This window comes from Krasilnikovia sp. MM14-A1004 (assembly GCF_047159485.1).
GTDB lineage: Bacteria > Actinomycetota > Actinomycetes > Mycobacteriales > Micromonosporaceae > Actinoplanes.
Map to the genome: position 1 here is coordinate 5661844 of NZ_AP038773.1, position 15465 is coordinate 5677308.

General features: G+C 66.1%; 3 protein-coding genes. 1 reads left to right on the top strand and 2 read right to left on the bottom strand.

What is annotated here, in order from left to right; translation table 11 throughout:
• Positions 1–1317 precede the first annotated feature (1317 nt).
• Both ACMCNN_RS24280 and ACMCNN_RS24285 read right to left on the bottom strand, forming a co-directional pair.
• Complete coding sequence (locus tag ACMCNN_RS24280; RefSeq protein WP_412742821.1) at positions 1318–1719, bottom strand: SMI1/KNR4 family protein; 402 nt, start codon at positions 1717–1719, stop codon at positions 1318–1320.
• 29 nt (positions 1720–1748) lie between these two features.
• Positions 1749–8969: a polymorphic toxin-type HINT domain-containing protein gene (locus ACMCNN_RS24285; RefSeq protein ID WP_412742822.1), complete on the bottom strand. Its 7221-nt coding sequence runs from the start codon at positions 8967–8969 to the stop codon at positions 1749–1751.
• A gap of 512 nt (positions 8970–9481) precedes the next feature.
• Here ACMCNN_RS24285 and ACMCNN_RS24290 point away from each other — a divergent pair.
• Complete coding sequence (locus ACMCNN_RS24290; protein ID WP_412742823.1) at positions 9482–15460, top strand: LamG-like jellyroll fold domain-containing protein; 5979 nt, start codon at positions 9482–9484, stop codon at positions 15458–15460.
• Positions 15461–15465 lie beyond the last annotated feature (5 nt).

The following is a 15465-nucleotide window of genomic DNA, read 5'->3' on the forward strand; positions in this document are numbered from 1 at the left end:
CATAATTTTCCTCTCCCAACTGCCGAACCATTCCACCTTGCTGCCTCATGCAAGGCATTCGTTGAGGATATGCGGTTTGTAGACCCTGTCCAGCAATGGATGTTGGCGGCTGATGATCTCGAACCCACGCACCACTCCTAGTCCCCCTTCCCGGTACAGCGGGCGACCGAAGTAACGGCATCCCGAAGCCGACGCTGGCGCGGCTAAAGACGGCGCTGGCCCGCCGGGCAGATATCCCCGTCGGGCCGGAAAGCCAACAACCGCAACCGCGTGCATCGCCGATAAGGTCCACCGGGAAGCGCAGTCAGGGTTATTCCACTCTCGCGCACTTGCATACTGACCCCGGCAGAATTTGCATCTGAGAGACTAATCCTTGGAAACGGTAGAAATTCCGCCTAGAGCGAGCGCGAAAACATTTGCCAGAGCCTCTCTAACATCCGGATCCCTATCTATACGCGCCAACGAACTGTACGTTGCCGGAGAAATGTCGATAGTCGCAACCCCACCTCGACTATCCCCACTCGCCACAGAGAAAAGGACAGCGCATCGGTAAGCACGGATCTGGTCGCCTCTCTCCTCACGCATCAAAGGCGCCACAAGAACACTGCCCTCTCCCACCTGAGCACGAAGAGCGTCGAGCGACGTCCACCTGGTAGCGAAGCCGCTCCCCTCCGCGTCCCGCTGGAGTTCCAGCAATGACTCAAAGTTGATACGGCATACACGAAAATCCGGGTCTTGTTGCCTCACTATGGACATCAGACTTACGAATCCTCTCGTTAAAAAGCTTCGACGACATGCCAGGAAACTCAGTTCCGCGGAAGGCACAAATAGTTCTACTTCGGATTAGTCACACGAGCACGGGTGGCGTTGGATTTTGATCGGCGTGTCGTGGTCCAGGCGACCATCCTTCACACGGTTGACCACCTCATCCACCCTATGATGTCCGCCCAGAATGCGCCCGTCACGCGACACTAGAATCCCGTCGCCATGGCCGCGCGCACGCGCAACAGGCCTACGGCCCCGCGCGCACGCCCACTAACGCCGGCCTTCTGACCACACGCGAGACCGACGCATCGACCGACACGCCACGATGGCCCCTTCGGCGACCATACCGCTGAAGCCATCCGGGGATCGACGCGGCGCCGCCAAGCAGCACGCCACCGCGCGCGCACATTTCCGCCCCGAGGTGCGTTTCGATACGTATCGATCTCCGCTCCCGACTGACGGCAACCGTGACGGCAACCCGGGCGACCTACCACGCATCTGGCCGCACAGGCGTCACGTAAGGTAACTGTCCCGCTTGAGCCGGCAGATCTGCTATGCGGTCTTCGACAGCTCATGACGCAGAAACTCGGTAAATGACCTCCACTCTCTAGTCACGCCCTTGTCGCCTTCCTGATACATATAAACTGGAGGGTCGTCTGACAATGAACTCGGCATCCAATAGACCTGATAGCCCTGATGCATTGCAAAAAATATCGCACTAGTTGGCGCGAACCCGGAAACGCTGTTGTCGGTAAGCAGCTCGAGCCCATCCCGCTTGATGCCGAGAATGTCGGGATAAAAGGCGTCCGTTCCAACAAGGAGAGGGCCAGCCGTCCTGCCCATCACCCGAAGGAACTCAACGTATCGACTCGGCATCGAGGCAACCGATTGGTCTTCTGCGACCTCATCTATCTCCGCCGCCGATATGCCGATGAGCTCGGCAGACGTCGGCATGCCAAGATCCTCTACTAGCGACCCCACCACTACCCCCAACTCACGTTTACTTGAACACCGGGGAACCTCTCCCGAAATTGATCGATAACTGACGAGCAACTCGGGCAGGGTACCCTCTCGGAGTACAGATTGATAGTTCCCCTTGCGTCTGGTCCAAGGTTCGCCGCATAGTGTTCAAATATCTTGTTTTCCGAGTCAAACGGTCGCTCACCCGGATCGAAAACTCGATTTGTAGGTGCCGCCACCGAGCCAGGGTTGGTGTGCTGCCCGCTAACACCGATACGCTGTCCAGTCACACCGTCAATATCATGCTGTGCTACCGCAACGTTCCTCCGACCGCCGACTCCATTAGCAACATCGGCCCGATAGTCAGCCGCCACCTGCTTTGGCGTGCAGTTGTGTACCAGCACAGGCGTTGTGCCGGCGAGCACATAGTACGTGTGAACGTCGGCGATCGTGAGGTTGAACATCGCCTGCACGCCAAAGAAGTGACGAACCGCGCCGACGCTGGATCTCGTGCGCATGCCTGAGGTCTGCAGGGTCTCACCCCGATGCAGGTCGCCGGCATCAATCCACTGATGACGCTTCTTGCTCCAGAAGGGGTGATGCTCAGTGGTGTGCAGGTTCGCAGAACGGCCGCCGACGGTCTTGACGGTGAGGTCCACCAGGTCGTGGTCGATGTTGACGTGAAGGGCGGTGACTTCCCGACCGCTGGTCTCGCCGGTTTCGGGATCGGTGGCGCGCACCTGGTCACCAATGCGGACCTCGGAGATCTGTTTTGTTGTTCCATCGGCCATCAGGACGCGTGTTTCAGGAGAGAAGCTATTCCCACCAACACAGGCAAGCTTCGCGCCTGCGGCAATGTCGTCAAGGTCGTCGAAGGCGCGCATCGAGGTGCGGTTCGCCGCGAGGACGCGGCCAGCAAGACTAGTGCCTCCTGCCCCGTGGTCGTTGCTCACCGCCTCCATGAGGGTGCCCTTGTATTCGAGGCACTCGCCCGTACAGCCACCTGCCATGAGGTATAGCTTCGCGTTGGCATCTTGGACGGCTTTGGTATATACGCTCGTGCACTGCGAATGCATCTGCCGACATGCCATGTCCATCGACCTGAGGAGCTTGGTGTCGTCCCCAAGAGCCGCCCAGGAGGAACCGCCGGTGGCGGACCATGTGTTGTAAGCCTTGTTGACCTGCCACCAGTATTCGTATGGGTCCTTTACCTGGTCGGCTGTCACGGTGACGCCGCCGATCCTGGCGCTTCCTTTGCCCGTTTCGGTGTAGCCGACGGGGTTGTTGTGCGGCTTGGATGCCTGCGGCGTGGGCGCCCCGCCGCATGTGCCGCCGTTGCCGACAGCGCAGCCGGGCTGGTCGCCGTCGATGCGTCCGAGGCCGGAGGGGTCGGCGCCGGTGATGGGGTTGTCGCCGGCATAGGTGTAGCCGCCGAGTTGGCTGGGGTCGGTCGTCTGGAGTAGAGGGTCGGCGCTGATGAACCGGCCGAGGGCGGGGTCGTATTTGCGGGCGCCGACGTCGGTGTAGCCAGTGTGGGTGTCTTTGGGCGCGCCGAGGTAGCCGTGGGTGAGATCGGGCCACGCGGTGGGGTTGGCGTTGGTGCGGGTTTCCCCGTAGGGCTTGTTTTGCTGGCGGGACAGTTGCTGGGTGGTCGTGTCCATGGCCAGGTTGGCGGTGCCGTGCGGGTCGTTGAGCAGGTAGTGGGTACCGCCGCCCGGGAGCGTGGAGCGGAGGGCGATGGCGGCGCCGGAACCGCCGTGGGTGTAGGTGCGGACCGCTCCCAGCACGGCCGCCGGGCTGGCGGCGGTGTTGACGACGATCTCGGTGTCGCCGGCGAAGAGCGTGATGCGTCCGGGGTCGCGGCGGATCAGCTGGACGCCGTTAGCGTCGTACAGGTATTTGGTGACGGTGGGATCAGTGCCGGTGGTGTCGACCTCGGTCAGGTTGCCTTCGTCGTCCCATTTCAGGGTTTGTCCGTTGCCGCTGGTGGGGGTGCGGGTGAGCAGGTGTCCGGCGACGTCGTAGACGAACCTGGTGGGATCGGTGCCACCGGTGGTCTGGGTGAGGGTGTGTGGCTGGGCGCCGGTGCGGTTGCAGCCGGTGGTGCAGCCGTTGGTGTAACTGGTGATGGCGTCGGCGCCGCCGTTGGTGGCGTGGTCGACCGACTGGGTACGGTTGCCGATCGCGTTGTAGGCGAAGGTCTGCCAGTAGGCGCCGGCCTGGTTGGCCAGCTCGCCGGTGGTGGGCTGGGCGCTGGACGGGGCAGGGCAGGCGGTGGACGCGGACCAGGCCTGAACCAGCCGGGCGAGTGTGTCGTAGCGGTAGCACTGGGTGTCGGTCACCGTGTTGCCGGTCTCGGACTGCTTGTTGGTGACCGACAGCGGGTTGCCCGCCTGGTCGTAGGTGTAGCTGGTCTGGTCAACGACGGGGCCGATGCCGCGCGCGCGGGAGACGGTGCGGTCGGTGCGGCGCAGGGTGTACTCGTCGTAGGAGTAGATGGTTTCGGCCTGGTTGGTGCTGTCCCCCATGGTGATGCGGGAGGGCTGACCGAAGTCGGTGTAGATGCTGCCCGAGACGTAGTGGTCCACACCGGAGGTCGTGGTGGGCGAGCCGAGCAGGTTGTGATCGTAGGTGATCGTCTCACCCGGTAGTCCACCGACGGCAGGGTCGTCCTGCTGCACCAGCTGCTCGGTGTTTGTGCTGTACCGGAATGTCGTGGTGTATTCGATCGGCAGTGGTCGCTCGATGGTGGGCAGGGAGATGCGCTGGCCGAGCGGCTTGCCGATGGTGGAGTAGCCAGTGACGGCGACGGTGTAGCCACCGGTGACGCCGGAGACGTACCGGGTGGAGGAGGTGGGCTGGCCGATGCGCAGGGTGTCGTAGGTCCAGGACGCGAATTTGAAGTTGCTCTTTGTGTTGTCGACGGCGGTCAGCTTGCGGCCGAGCAGGTCGTAGGTGTAGCTGAGCAGGATGCCGCGGGCGTCCTTGGTGGCGGTGGTGTTGCCGGCGTCGTCGTAGCTGGTGTAGCTGGTGCCGGTGTCGGGGTCGATCTGGGAGGTTTGGCGGCCTCTGAGGTCGTAGCCGAAGGTCCAGACGGACTGGTCGGGCCCGGTGACGGTGGCCTGCTGCCCTGCTGGGGTGTAGGCGTAGGTGATGTCCTGGCTGGTCCCGCCGGTGCTGGTGAATCCGTCGGTGACGGTGCCGGTCAGTGTCGGTGCGCTGGTGTACTGCTGCAGCCGGGTGAGCTGGCCGCGGGCGTTGACCGTGCTGGCCGTGGCGACGCCACCGGTGGGTGGGATGACGGTGGTCGTGTCACCGGTGTAGGCGGTGCGGGTGTGCCAGGTGTGCTCGCCGTTGTGTTCCTGGGTGACCTGGGTGTCCCGGCCCATCGCGTCGTGGTCCGTAACCGTGGTAGCGGGGACCGACACCTGCGAGATGTGATCGGACACGAGGTCGTCGGACGGCGTGCCGGAGACGGCGTACGAATTGTTGGTCAGTACCGCCCACCCGTGCGAGTCGTACTGGATGTCCGAGACGACCGTGCTGCCGTTCTGCCCCGTGGCCTGGGTTTCCAGCTGGCGCAGCATGGCGTCGTAGAGCACCTTGCCGGCGGTGTATGCGGCGGGGGCACCGGGCTGGTCGGAGTCCAGCAGCGTCCTGGTGGTCACCACGCTGGGAGCGTTGTTCCGAAGCGCGTAGGAGTACAGGAGGTTGGCAGGTGCCTGGGCGCTCTTGCTCTTGTTGGGCAGCCACACGGCGTGGAGGCGTCCGAGGGCGTCGTAGTCGAGTGAGGTGAGTGCTCCGGCGACGTCGGTCTTGGTCACGGGGAGCTGTCGGGCCGGGTCGAGGGTGACCGTGCTGAGCTGGCAGTCCTTGCTCGACTTGGTGACCGCGGAGCAGTCGATTCCGGGGGTTACCTGGCTAACCGTGGTAACGGTGGTCGGTAGTGCGTTCTCGCTGGGGCTGTACCGGGTGTAAACGGTTTGCGCCAGGCTGGTGGACCCGTCGGCCATTTTCGACTTCGGGGTACGGGTGGTCGTAATCGCGCGCCCGTGGCTGTCATACGTGGTTGCCGCCATGTCCACGAACGTCGCGGCGCTCGCACCGTTCGCGGTGGCGGCCTGCTGAACGAGGGTGGGGTCACCCTTCGTGGGCCGGGCCGGGTTGCTCTGCCCGTCGCCGTTGTACGCGAACGGGTTGCCGTCGTATGCGGTACGCGAGGCGGAGATCAGCGTTCCGGACGGGCTGGTGCCGGGGCTGGTGCAGTCCTGGTCTGTCGTGATCACTTCGGCGGTGACGACGACGGTGTCGATCTTGCCGTCGAGGTAGCGCGTGAAGTCGCAGTGGGGAACGTTGCCGTCGGCACCGACCTCGCCGCGGTCGACACTCTGGACTTCCAGGCCGGTGGTGCTCTCGCCGAGCTTGGTGTTGTAGAAGGTGTTGGTCTCCGTTTTGCGCCAGCCGTAGGAGACCTTCTGCCGGGTCACCGTGCGGGCGGCTCGGACCATCGTGGCCTGCAAGGTGGGCAGGCCGGAGCGGCTGCGGGAAGCGGTCGGGCCGATGATCGTGGGTACGGTGACCCTCGTCTGCATGGCGGTGGCGTCTTGGCCGGCGCCGGTGTAGGTGACGGTTTCGAACGCCTGCCCGGCGAATTCGGCCTTGTCGGCGACGGAGATGCTGCCGTCGCTGCTGTTCAGGTCCGGGACGTCGCGGGTCTTGCCATCGGGCAGGGTGTCGCCGTCCATGCCCAGGAAGTAGTACGTCTTGGTGAGAGTCTTCTGGTCGAAGACCCGAGTGCCGTCGGTGTAGTGGAAAACGGACGGGTCGCCGGTGGTGACGTCGACTTCGGGGTAGCCGCGGAATTGGCCCCAGGTCCGGTATTTCGCCTTGACGGTCTCGTTGTCGTCGTAGTGCCAGCCCGGCTTGCCCTTGTAGGTGTATTCGGTGATCAGCTTCGGTTGTGAGCCGTCCTGGTAGTGGTTGTTTGGGTCCAGTGTGGTGATCGACTTGACGGGGTAGGTGTAGAACCAGTCGATCAGGGGTGTGGGCTGAGCTTCGGGTGTCCAGAAGACCGGGAAGCAGCCGGTGGTGTTGGTGGCGGCGAACTCCTGTGCCTTCTTGGAGCTGTCCGGGTTCTGCGGGTCGACGGTCGGCAGGCCGGAGCAGTCGTGGCGCTGGTATTCGACGTTGGTTTCGGCGCCGGTCTCGGTGGTGACCTTGCGGATCCGGTTGTGGTAGAGCAGCGGACCGGAGCGGGTGCCGACCCGGTTCGGCAGCTGGATCGGATCGAAGGTCACGGTGCCGGTGGTCACGTCGCTGTCGGCGCCGCCGAGGCGGTCCAGGCCGGTGCGTTTGATGGAGTCGAGCCACAGCGTCGGGTCGTGGTCGCCGCCGTTGGGGAAGGATTGTCCGAGGTCGTAGCGGTCGACCTGCTTGGTGGCGCCGCCGACCTGTACCTGGGTGAGGATCGACCGGAGGCGTTTGCGGGACCAGAAGGTCGGGGCGTGGTTGGTGCAGTCGCCGTCCTTGCCGCAGTTGAGGTCGATCGGCACGTCGGGCCAGTACTCGGGGTGCGCGACGGTGAACTGGTCGTCGTCGCAGTCGTTGCCCGCTGGCGTGCCGCGCTCGCAGCGTTCCCCGGTGGTGAAGACGATCTGCGACGGTGCCGTGGCCGAGTAGATCGTCGTCGAGCGCATGCCGTAGTCGATGCGGGCGAGGGTGCCGCCGCGGGTGTACGGCACGGCAGTGTTCTTCATGTTGGCGCCGTAGTAGCCGGTTTCCGGCGTGTAGTAGTACGCCCGCGCATTGTCATGGGTGTCCACGACGTAGTCGAGGTTGAACCGGTAGCCCAGGGTGCACGCGGTGTCCGCGAAGGACCCTGCCGGGCAGTCGTCCACGCCGGTGTGCGCCTGGTAGATCGGCACGGTCCAGGCCGACTTCGTTTCCTGCGCACCGGCGGTCCAGCCGGGCAGCCGGTTCAGGCCGAAGTAGTACTGGGTACCGTTCTCGGTGACCCGGAAGTATTCATCGTTCTTCGTGCCGTTCTTGGCGCCCGTCAGCATTTCGATCTTGAAGCCGGCGCTGTCGCTGACGGCACGCAGCGTGTGCGTCTTGTCGTCGTACACGATCGGCGTGGAGCTGCCGTTCAACGACAACGTGAGCAGCTGACCGCCCCAGCACTGGTCGCCGGAGCCGGTGGGTGCACCGGAGTCCTTGACGTCGGCGCAGGGCTTGTATGTCCGCTCGACGTAGCTCTCCTGCGAGGACCAGCCGTCGCCGATCCATGAGGACTGGTTGTTCGTCCCCGAGGTGCGGGCATCCTGAGATGCCGAGCTGTACGACAGGCCGACCGTGGGCGCCGACCCCGCGATGGGTGGCGGGACCGCGATCGGGTAGCTGTAGGTGAAGGCGCCAGTGTTACCGCTGGTCGACCAGGTGCCACCCGGTGACAGGCTGGTAGCTGAGTAGTCACCCGCGCCGCCGCTGGCACTGGACGTGGCTGCCAGGACGGTCAAGCCCGCAGTTGCGGCCTTCGCCGCCGCCGCGGGGGTCGCGCTTGCCGATGAGAGCGAGATCTGCGCCGACAACGGCTTGCCGGCGTCGCCCCGAAGTGGGGTCTGGGTCTGACAGGCGGGCAGCTGTGGAGTGGTCAGCGCGCAGGAGGGCAGCTGAACCAGGTGGAGGCGGGAGGCGTATCCGCCGCCGTAGGCGTTGCGAAAGGTCGTGGTGTCCACGTCGAGCGACACACCGCCTTCGCCGGCCAGGCTCTGCAGCGTGAACATCACACCGTCGACGCCCGCTGCTCGTGCGGTCTTCTGATCGACGGTGCTGACGCGGACCTGCTCGGGGGCGGCGCCGTTCCCGGCTCGTGACAGGGAGATCGGCGTCGACCCGGCACGCGTCAATGCCGGATCAGCTGCTGCAGCCCTCAGCCCGGTTGCCGCCGGCTTGCCCGCGAGGCTGATCGTGACGTTCTGCGCCGTCGGAAGACCGGCGTGGCCACTGGCGTCGAAGCGGGAGTACGGCTGGCGCGCCACGGCATGACGGGGGGTCTTGTTCTTGTGGAGAGGGACCCGCTTCAGCGGTTTCGGGTCCGGCAAATTCACCTTCGTCGGCGCGGCAGACGCCGGCTGCCCTGGCACCGTGCTGATCAGCGCCGGCACCACCGCCATCAGCAGCACGCCGCTGGCGATGCGCCGCCATCGCCCCACCAGCCGGGTGCGTGAGCTAGATGTGGGCAGCATGCGGCGTCCTCCCCCTACGCCTCGCACAGTGCGTGCACGCCGAACGAGGCAATCACCGCCGGACAGATCATGGGACCGGCGCGGACAGGCTACGGCCCACGGACGGGGACGCTCCTCGATGAGTGACCGCGCTCACATCACATTCATGTCTCTGCCTACGTCGATGACGATCGGGTCACGGATCGGGCCTCCGCCTACCGGCGGAGGCCGATCGAGTCGGTGGCTACCTGCACAATGACCGTCACCGTCTCACGATCACGTTGGCCCCGAGAAAGGGTTCCGAGGACACCATGTCGCCATCCCCGACTCGTGTACGCCGCCGCCTGCCGTGGGCCGCAGTGGCCGCCGCCGTGCTCAGCACCAGTGCGGTCGGGCTCGCGACTCCCGCGCAGGGAGCCCCGCCCGCGCCCACCACTCCACCGTCGGCTCCCGCCTCCGTTCCGAAGCCGGCCCCGGCCAAGGCCCCCGCCCCGGAACCGGCAAGCTCGCCGGCGGGCCCCGTGGCGGCCGCGATGGCGAGAGCCAAGAAGACGTCCGAGTCGGTGCCGATCGCCGCGCTGACTGACGAGTCCTCCGTCACGGTCGCGAACCCGGACGGCTCGCTGACGACCACCCATTCGTTCAGCCCCGAGCGGGTGCGCAGGGGCGACAGTTGGGTACCGATCGACACGGGCCTGGTGCGGCGCAAAGATGGCAGCTACGCGCCGCGGGCGGCAGCAAACGTGACGTTCGGCGGCGGCAAAACCCGAGACCTCGCGTCGATGCAGCACGGCCGCGACGCGCTGCGCTTCACCTGGCCGACCGAGCTGCCCACGCCCACGGTGGCGGGTGACACCGCCACCTACCCGGAGGCGTTGCCCGGCGTGGACCTGCAGGTCACCGCCGATGCCGGCGGGTACTCGTCCATGATCGTGGTCAAGACCGCGCAAGCCGCGGCCAACCCCCAGCTGCAGAAGCTGGACCTCGGTCTCACCGGCACCCACGTGAAGATCACGGAGACCGCGGGCGGCGGCGCCGAAGCGACCGACACCACCACCGGCGAGACAGTCTTCCACGCCAACACCGCGCTGATGTGGGACAGCAGCCCCGGCAACGACGCGCCACCCCCGGCAATCGGTCCCACACCGACCGCGGACACGACCAACGTGAGCACGGCTGCCCCGAGCGGCGTGGCCAGCCCGGAGGCCACCAAGCGCCTTCTCACCAGTCCGCAGGCGGAACGCGCCGCGGCCACCCCACTCGGTGGTCACCGCGCCCAGGTCGGGGTCGATATCAGTGCGGGCAAGCAGACCCTGCTGCTGGACCGGGGGCTGCTCACCGCGCCGACCACCAAGTACCCGGTGTTCGTGGACCCGGACTGGAGCCACTGGGACGCCGACCAGAACAAGTGGGCGCGGATTTCCAGCAACGGCTGGAACGTCTACAACTCCACCTCCAAGACCGGCGCCACCAGCGCGCGCATCGGCTACGACGACTGGCCCGACGGAGGCAAGGAACGGGCCCGCACGTACTACCGGATGGACACCTCCGGCATCAAGAACGCCGCGGTCAACAAGGCAACGATGTCCATCGTGCACCGGTGGTCGGCATCCTGCTCCAACACCGATGCCGTGGTGTACGGCACCGGCTCGGTGAGCGAATGGAACTCCGCCGGCTTGTCCTGGGGACATGAACCGGGACGGGATCCCAGCCCACAGGATGCCGCGAGCGGCCAGGAAATCCAATGCGGCACGTCCAAGGTCCGCCCCGACCCGGGAACGCTGGACTTCGACGTCACCAACCTGATGAAGAAGGCCGCCGAGCATAAGTGGTCGTCAGCCCACCTCATGGTCGAGGCGAAGAACATGAACGACAAGTACTCCTGGAAACAACTCGGGTACGGCGGCGGCGCCACCCTGTCCATCGACTACAGCTACGAACCCACGATCGATCCGGACAACGGCGCCGACCACGTCTTCCCCAGCGTGGAGGACCACGGGAAGATCCTGACCACCACGAAGACCCCCACGTTGTCCTGGCCGGCCAGCAACAACTACCCCAACGGCGGCCGCCAGGACGTCACCGTCTACTACAGCGTCAAGGCCGGTGGGAAGCAGGTCGCCTCCGGCAACAGCCCCTACGCCAGACGCGGCGCGTCGTGGACGGTCTCGTCGCCACTTCCGGACGGCGAGTACAGCGTCGAGGTCCGAGCGCGGAACAAGGCCGGGCTGTGGTCACCGTCCTGGGTTCCGGTGCTGAAGTTCACCGTCGACACCGCCCGGCCAGGACCACCGACCATCAAGTCCGCCCAGTTCCCGCCCGACCAGGTCGGTGCCGCGTTCAGCGACAAGGGAACGTTTGTCCTGGGCGTCAACCAGGACAAGAGCAACAACGTCACCGGCTACCTGTTCTCGCTCGACGGTGATCTCAGCGACGCCATCTACGCGCCTGACAAGGTCACCACCTGGACCGCCGGAACAGCGATCAAACCGGGGACCGTCTACTACACCAAGGCCGACAACGGCACGGGCACCGTTGCCATCAACGGCACCGCCGCGGTCACGTTCGCGCCGGGGTCCTCCGGCCGCCACACGGTTTCCGCCAAGAGTGTCGACCAGGCCGGCTCCGTCTCAGGACAAACGCCGTACACCTTCATTGCCGGGACCAGCAGCCCGGTTTTCGTGTACGGCGACCAGATGATCAACGGGTGGACCGCCACGAACGCTGACGGCAGCACCACCGTGGTCCCCAAGGCGACCACCACCAGCACCGCCGGGCAGCTCACCGCCCAGCGCGCCGGCGCCGGCTACTTCTTCGCCAGCGGCTACCAGGCCCTGCTCGGCAACCGCAGCAGCAGTAGCACGGTGGCCAACGGCGACACCGCCACCTTCTGGTTCAACCTGCCCAGGACCAGCCTGTGGGAGATCGGCGCGAACCTGACCACCGGCCCGGACTACGGCACCTACTCCCTCACCCTGGACCAGACCAAACCGACCGAGACGAATTTGGTGTCGTCCTTCGACGCGTACAGCTCGGCCACAAGCACGACGTACCGGAACATGAACGTGATCAAGGACGCTGCTGACAAGCCCCTGCCACTGGAGCAAGGCCTGCACAGCATCACCGTCAAACTGACCGGCAAGAACGGCAGTTCGTCCGGCTACCAGGCCGGAATCGACGTGCTGCGCCTGTCCCCCGTCCTCACCTGCGCAATCAATAACACCAAGGACTGCCTCAACAACACGGCCATCAGCACCTACACGCCCGGAAACCCGGCCACCGTCACCACCGCCGACGCGGACGGGGCCGGATGGAGCCTCGACGCGGCAGAGCTGAAGAGCGCCGGCTGGGCGCCCGGCAGCACGGTCACCGTGCACGGTGCCGCCATCAAACTGCCAGCAACGTTCGGCAACGGCAGCGACGACAACATGCTCGCGGCCGGGCAACTGGTGACCGTGCCGAGCAGTGGCGTCATCAACAAGGGCAACGCTGTCGTGCTGGTCGGGTTCGCCGTCAACGGCAGGGTCAACGACGCCACCGGCCGGATCATCTACGCCAAAGGCAGCGGTTGCACGGTTGCCAGCCAATCCTTCGGTCTCGACTCGGTCCCGGACTGGACAACCGGTACCGGTGGCAACCCGGTGCTCAGGCTGACCCACCGCAACATGTCAAACGCCACCCAGGACTTCGGCATCGGACTCAACTTGTTCGCCGTCAGTGTGCCGCTGGTGTGCCCCGGCAAGGCCGTGGCCAGCATCTCCCTCCCGCTGGTCTCCCCCTCAGTGGACGGCCACGCGCGCGCCCTACATGTCCTCGGGCTCGGCATCCGGCCCACCTCCCACACGGGCAGCGGCGACACCGCCGAGCGGTGGGTCGGGAGCTGGGCCGCCGCCCAGGACACCGGCGCCATCCAGGCGTCGTCCGGTGGCGCCGCCACGTTGAACGCGCAGACCGTGCGCATTCCGGCACACCTGAGCATCGGCACCGGCACGGACACCGGCCGGATCCGCGTCCGCCTCGCCAACAGCCTCGGACAGGCCCCGGTCACCATCGACGCCGCCTCCATCGCCCCGCGGGGCACCGGCGCAACCGCCGCGTCCACACCCCAATCGTTGACCTTCGATGGCGCGAAGGCGGTAATCCTGCCAGCCGGCAGCGACCTGACCAGCGATCCGGTCACCCTCACCGCGGCGGACCTCAGCACGGTGCTGGTATCCGTCAAGATCCGCGGAAATCTGGCCACCGTGCCGGGACACGCCGACGGCAGAACCCCGGTCTACACCAGCGGTTCCGACAACGCCGATCACACCCGCGACGTGGACGGCGCGGCATACACCACCTCCCCCATGGCGGGGCTGCCCCTGCTGGCCGGCATCGACGTGAACACCGCGGCCAGCGACCCGGCCGGGGCGCTCGTGCTGTACGGGGACCAGACCATCAACTCCGACACCGCCACCGCCGACGGCGACAGCCAGCTCGACGACCAGTTGGCTGCCGCACTGCGCGCCAGCAACGACGACAACCAGCGCCTGCACTCCGGCGTCCTCAACCTCGGAAGCAGTGCGAGCCTTAGTGGACTGCTGCCGACGGTGGCCAACAAGCCGCTGCCCGTGAACGCCATGGGCGCCGTCGACCGGGCCATCCTCAACCAGACCGACGCCCGGATCGTGCTGATCTCCGCTGGCACGAACGACCTGCTCAGCTGCACTGCCACCGCCGACGCCTGCGCCAGCACGGTAAATGCGAAACTGAACGCGCTGGCCGCCCAGGTACGCCAGTACCGCGCCGACGACGCCCTCGCCCTGGCAGTCGACCTGCCGACCGACAATCGAGCACTGAAGGTGTACGTCGCCACGCTGCCACCGTTCACCGCCTCACACACCGCGGTGCAGGAGGCCGCCCGCGAGCTCGTGAACGCCCACATTCTCGGCGACAGCGGCTCCCCCACCATGCAGAGCTACGCCGACGGAGTCATCGACTTCGCTGGCGCCGTGTCCGCCGACGGCTCCGCCGCCGGTGACACCGTCAAGCCCGACGACCTGTCCACCGGTAACGACGGTGTGCCGCACCCCAACGACCGCTACTACCGCGACCTCGCCGCCCAGTACCTGCTCGACGCCGCCACCACCGACGGCATCACCGGCGGGCCCGCCACCACCGTCAAGATGGACCCCATCGCGGTCTGGAAACTCGACGACGGCGGCGGCACAACGGCCGCGGACACCGGCGACGGCACCGGAACCGGCGACGACCGCACCCTCCACCCCGCCAAACTCACCGACGTCGGCTGGGGCCCCGGCCATACCGTGGACAACCCCGCCGGCACCTTCAACGGCACCAGCAGCTACGCCGACACCGCACTACCCCTCAACACCACCCGAAGCTTCACCGTCTCAGCCTGGGTCCGGCTCACCGACAAGTCCGTCGACCGCACCGTGTTCACCCGCGACGCCAGCGGCTACTCCCCCCTGTACTTCCAATACCACAAGGCGTCCGACCTCTGGCTCGCCCAAATGCCCTCAGCAACCTCCGGCGACGCCGTCACCTGGTACAACGCGCTATCCCGCGAACCGGCCAAGACCGGAGTCTGGACACACCTGGCCGCCACCTACAACGCGGCCACCGGCACCCTCATCCTCTACGTCAACGGACAAAGCCAAGGCACCATCGCCGGCGTCACCACCTTCACCGGCGACACCTGGCCCACCTGGATCGGCCACAGCTACCGGACGTGGTTCGCCGGCGACATCGCCGACGTCCGTGTCTGGGAGCGGCCCCTCACCGGCACCGAAATCATCACCGCTGCCGAAGGGGACAGGCCCACGGTGGACTGGCAGTTCGAAGACTCCAGCGACCCCCACATCGCGAAAGACTCCAGCGACCACAACGCTGACGGTGCCGTCACGGGCGACGCCACCTTCCACGACGAAGGCCATCAGAACCCTGCTGCGGACGGCGACACCACCAAGGCCGACACCGGATCCATGAAATTCAACGGCACCAACGCCGCCGTCACCGCCAAGGCACGGCTACGCACCGACCAAGCCTTCACCGTCGCCGCCTGGGTACGACTCACCGATACCAGCCACTTCGCCACCGCAGTCAGCCAGGACGGCGCCCACTCCAGCGGCTTCCAACTCCAATGGGGCTACAACTGCAAATGCTGGGAATTCGCCATGCCCAACGCCGACGCCATCGATCCCGGGCAAACCTCCGTGCTCGCCCGCGGCACCGCACCCACGAACACCTGGACCCATCTCGTAGGCGTCTACGACCCCTTCGACACCACCAACGGAAACAGCACCGGCACCGCGAAGCTCTACGTCAACGGAAACCTCGCGTCCACCGCCCCCGCTCCCCCGGCCACCTGGAACGCCACCGGACTATTCACCGTCGGACGCAGCCAATGGAACGACCACCCCTCCGACTGGTTCCCCGGCGACATCGACGACGTCCGCGCCTACCAGGCAGCACTCACCCCAGAGAAGATCGCAAATATGATCACCGACTAGCCGCT

Bases quoted from the DNA above. Each gene is read 5' to 3' on its own strand.
- ACMCNN_RS24290 (WP_412742823.1), top strand. From the start codon at position 9,482: ATGGCGAGAGCCAAGAAGACGTCCGAGTCGGTGCCGATCGCCGCGCTG.
- ACMCNN_RS24280 (WP_412742821.1), bottom strand. From the start codon at position 1,719: ATGCCGACGTCTGCCGAGCTCATCGGCATATCGGCGGCGGAGATAGAT.
- ACMCNN_RS24285 (WP_412742822.1), bottom strand. From the start codon at position 8,969: ATGCTGCCCACATCTAGCTCACGCACCCGGCTGGTGGGGCGATGGCGG.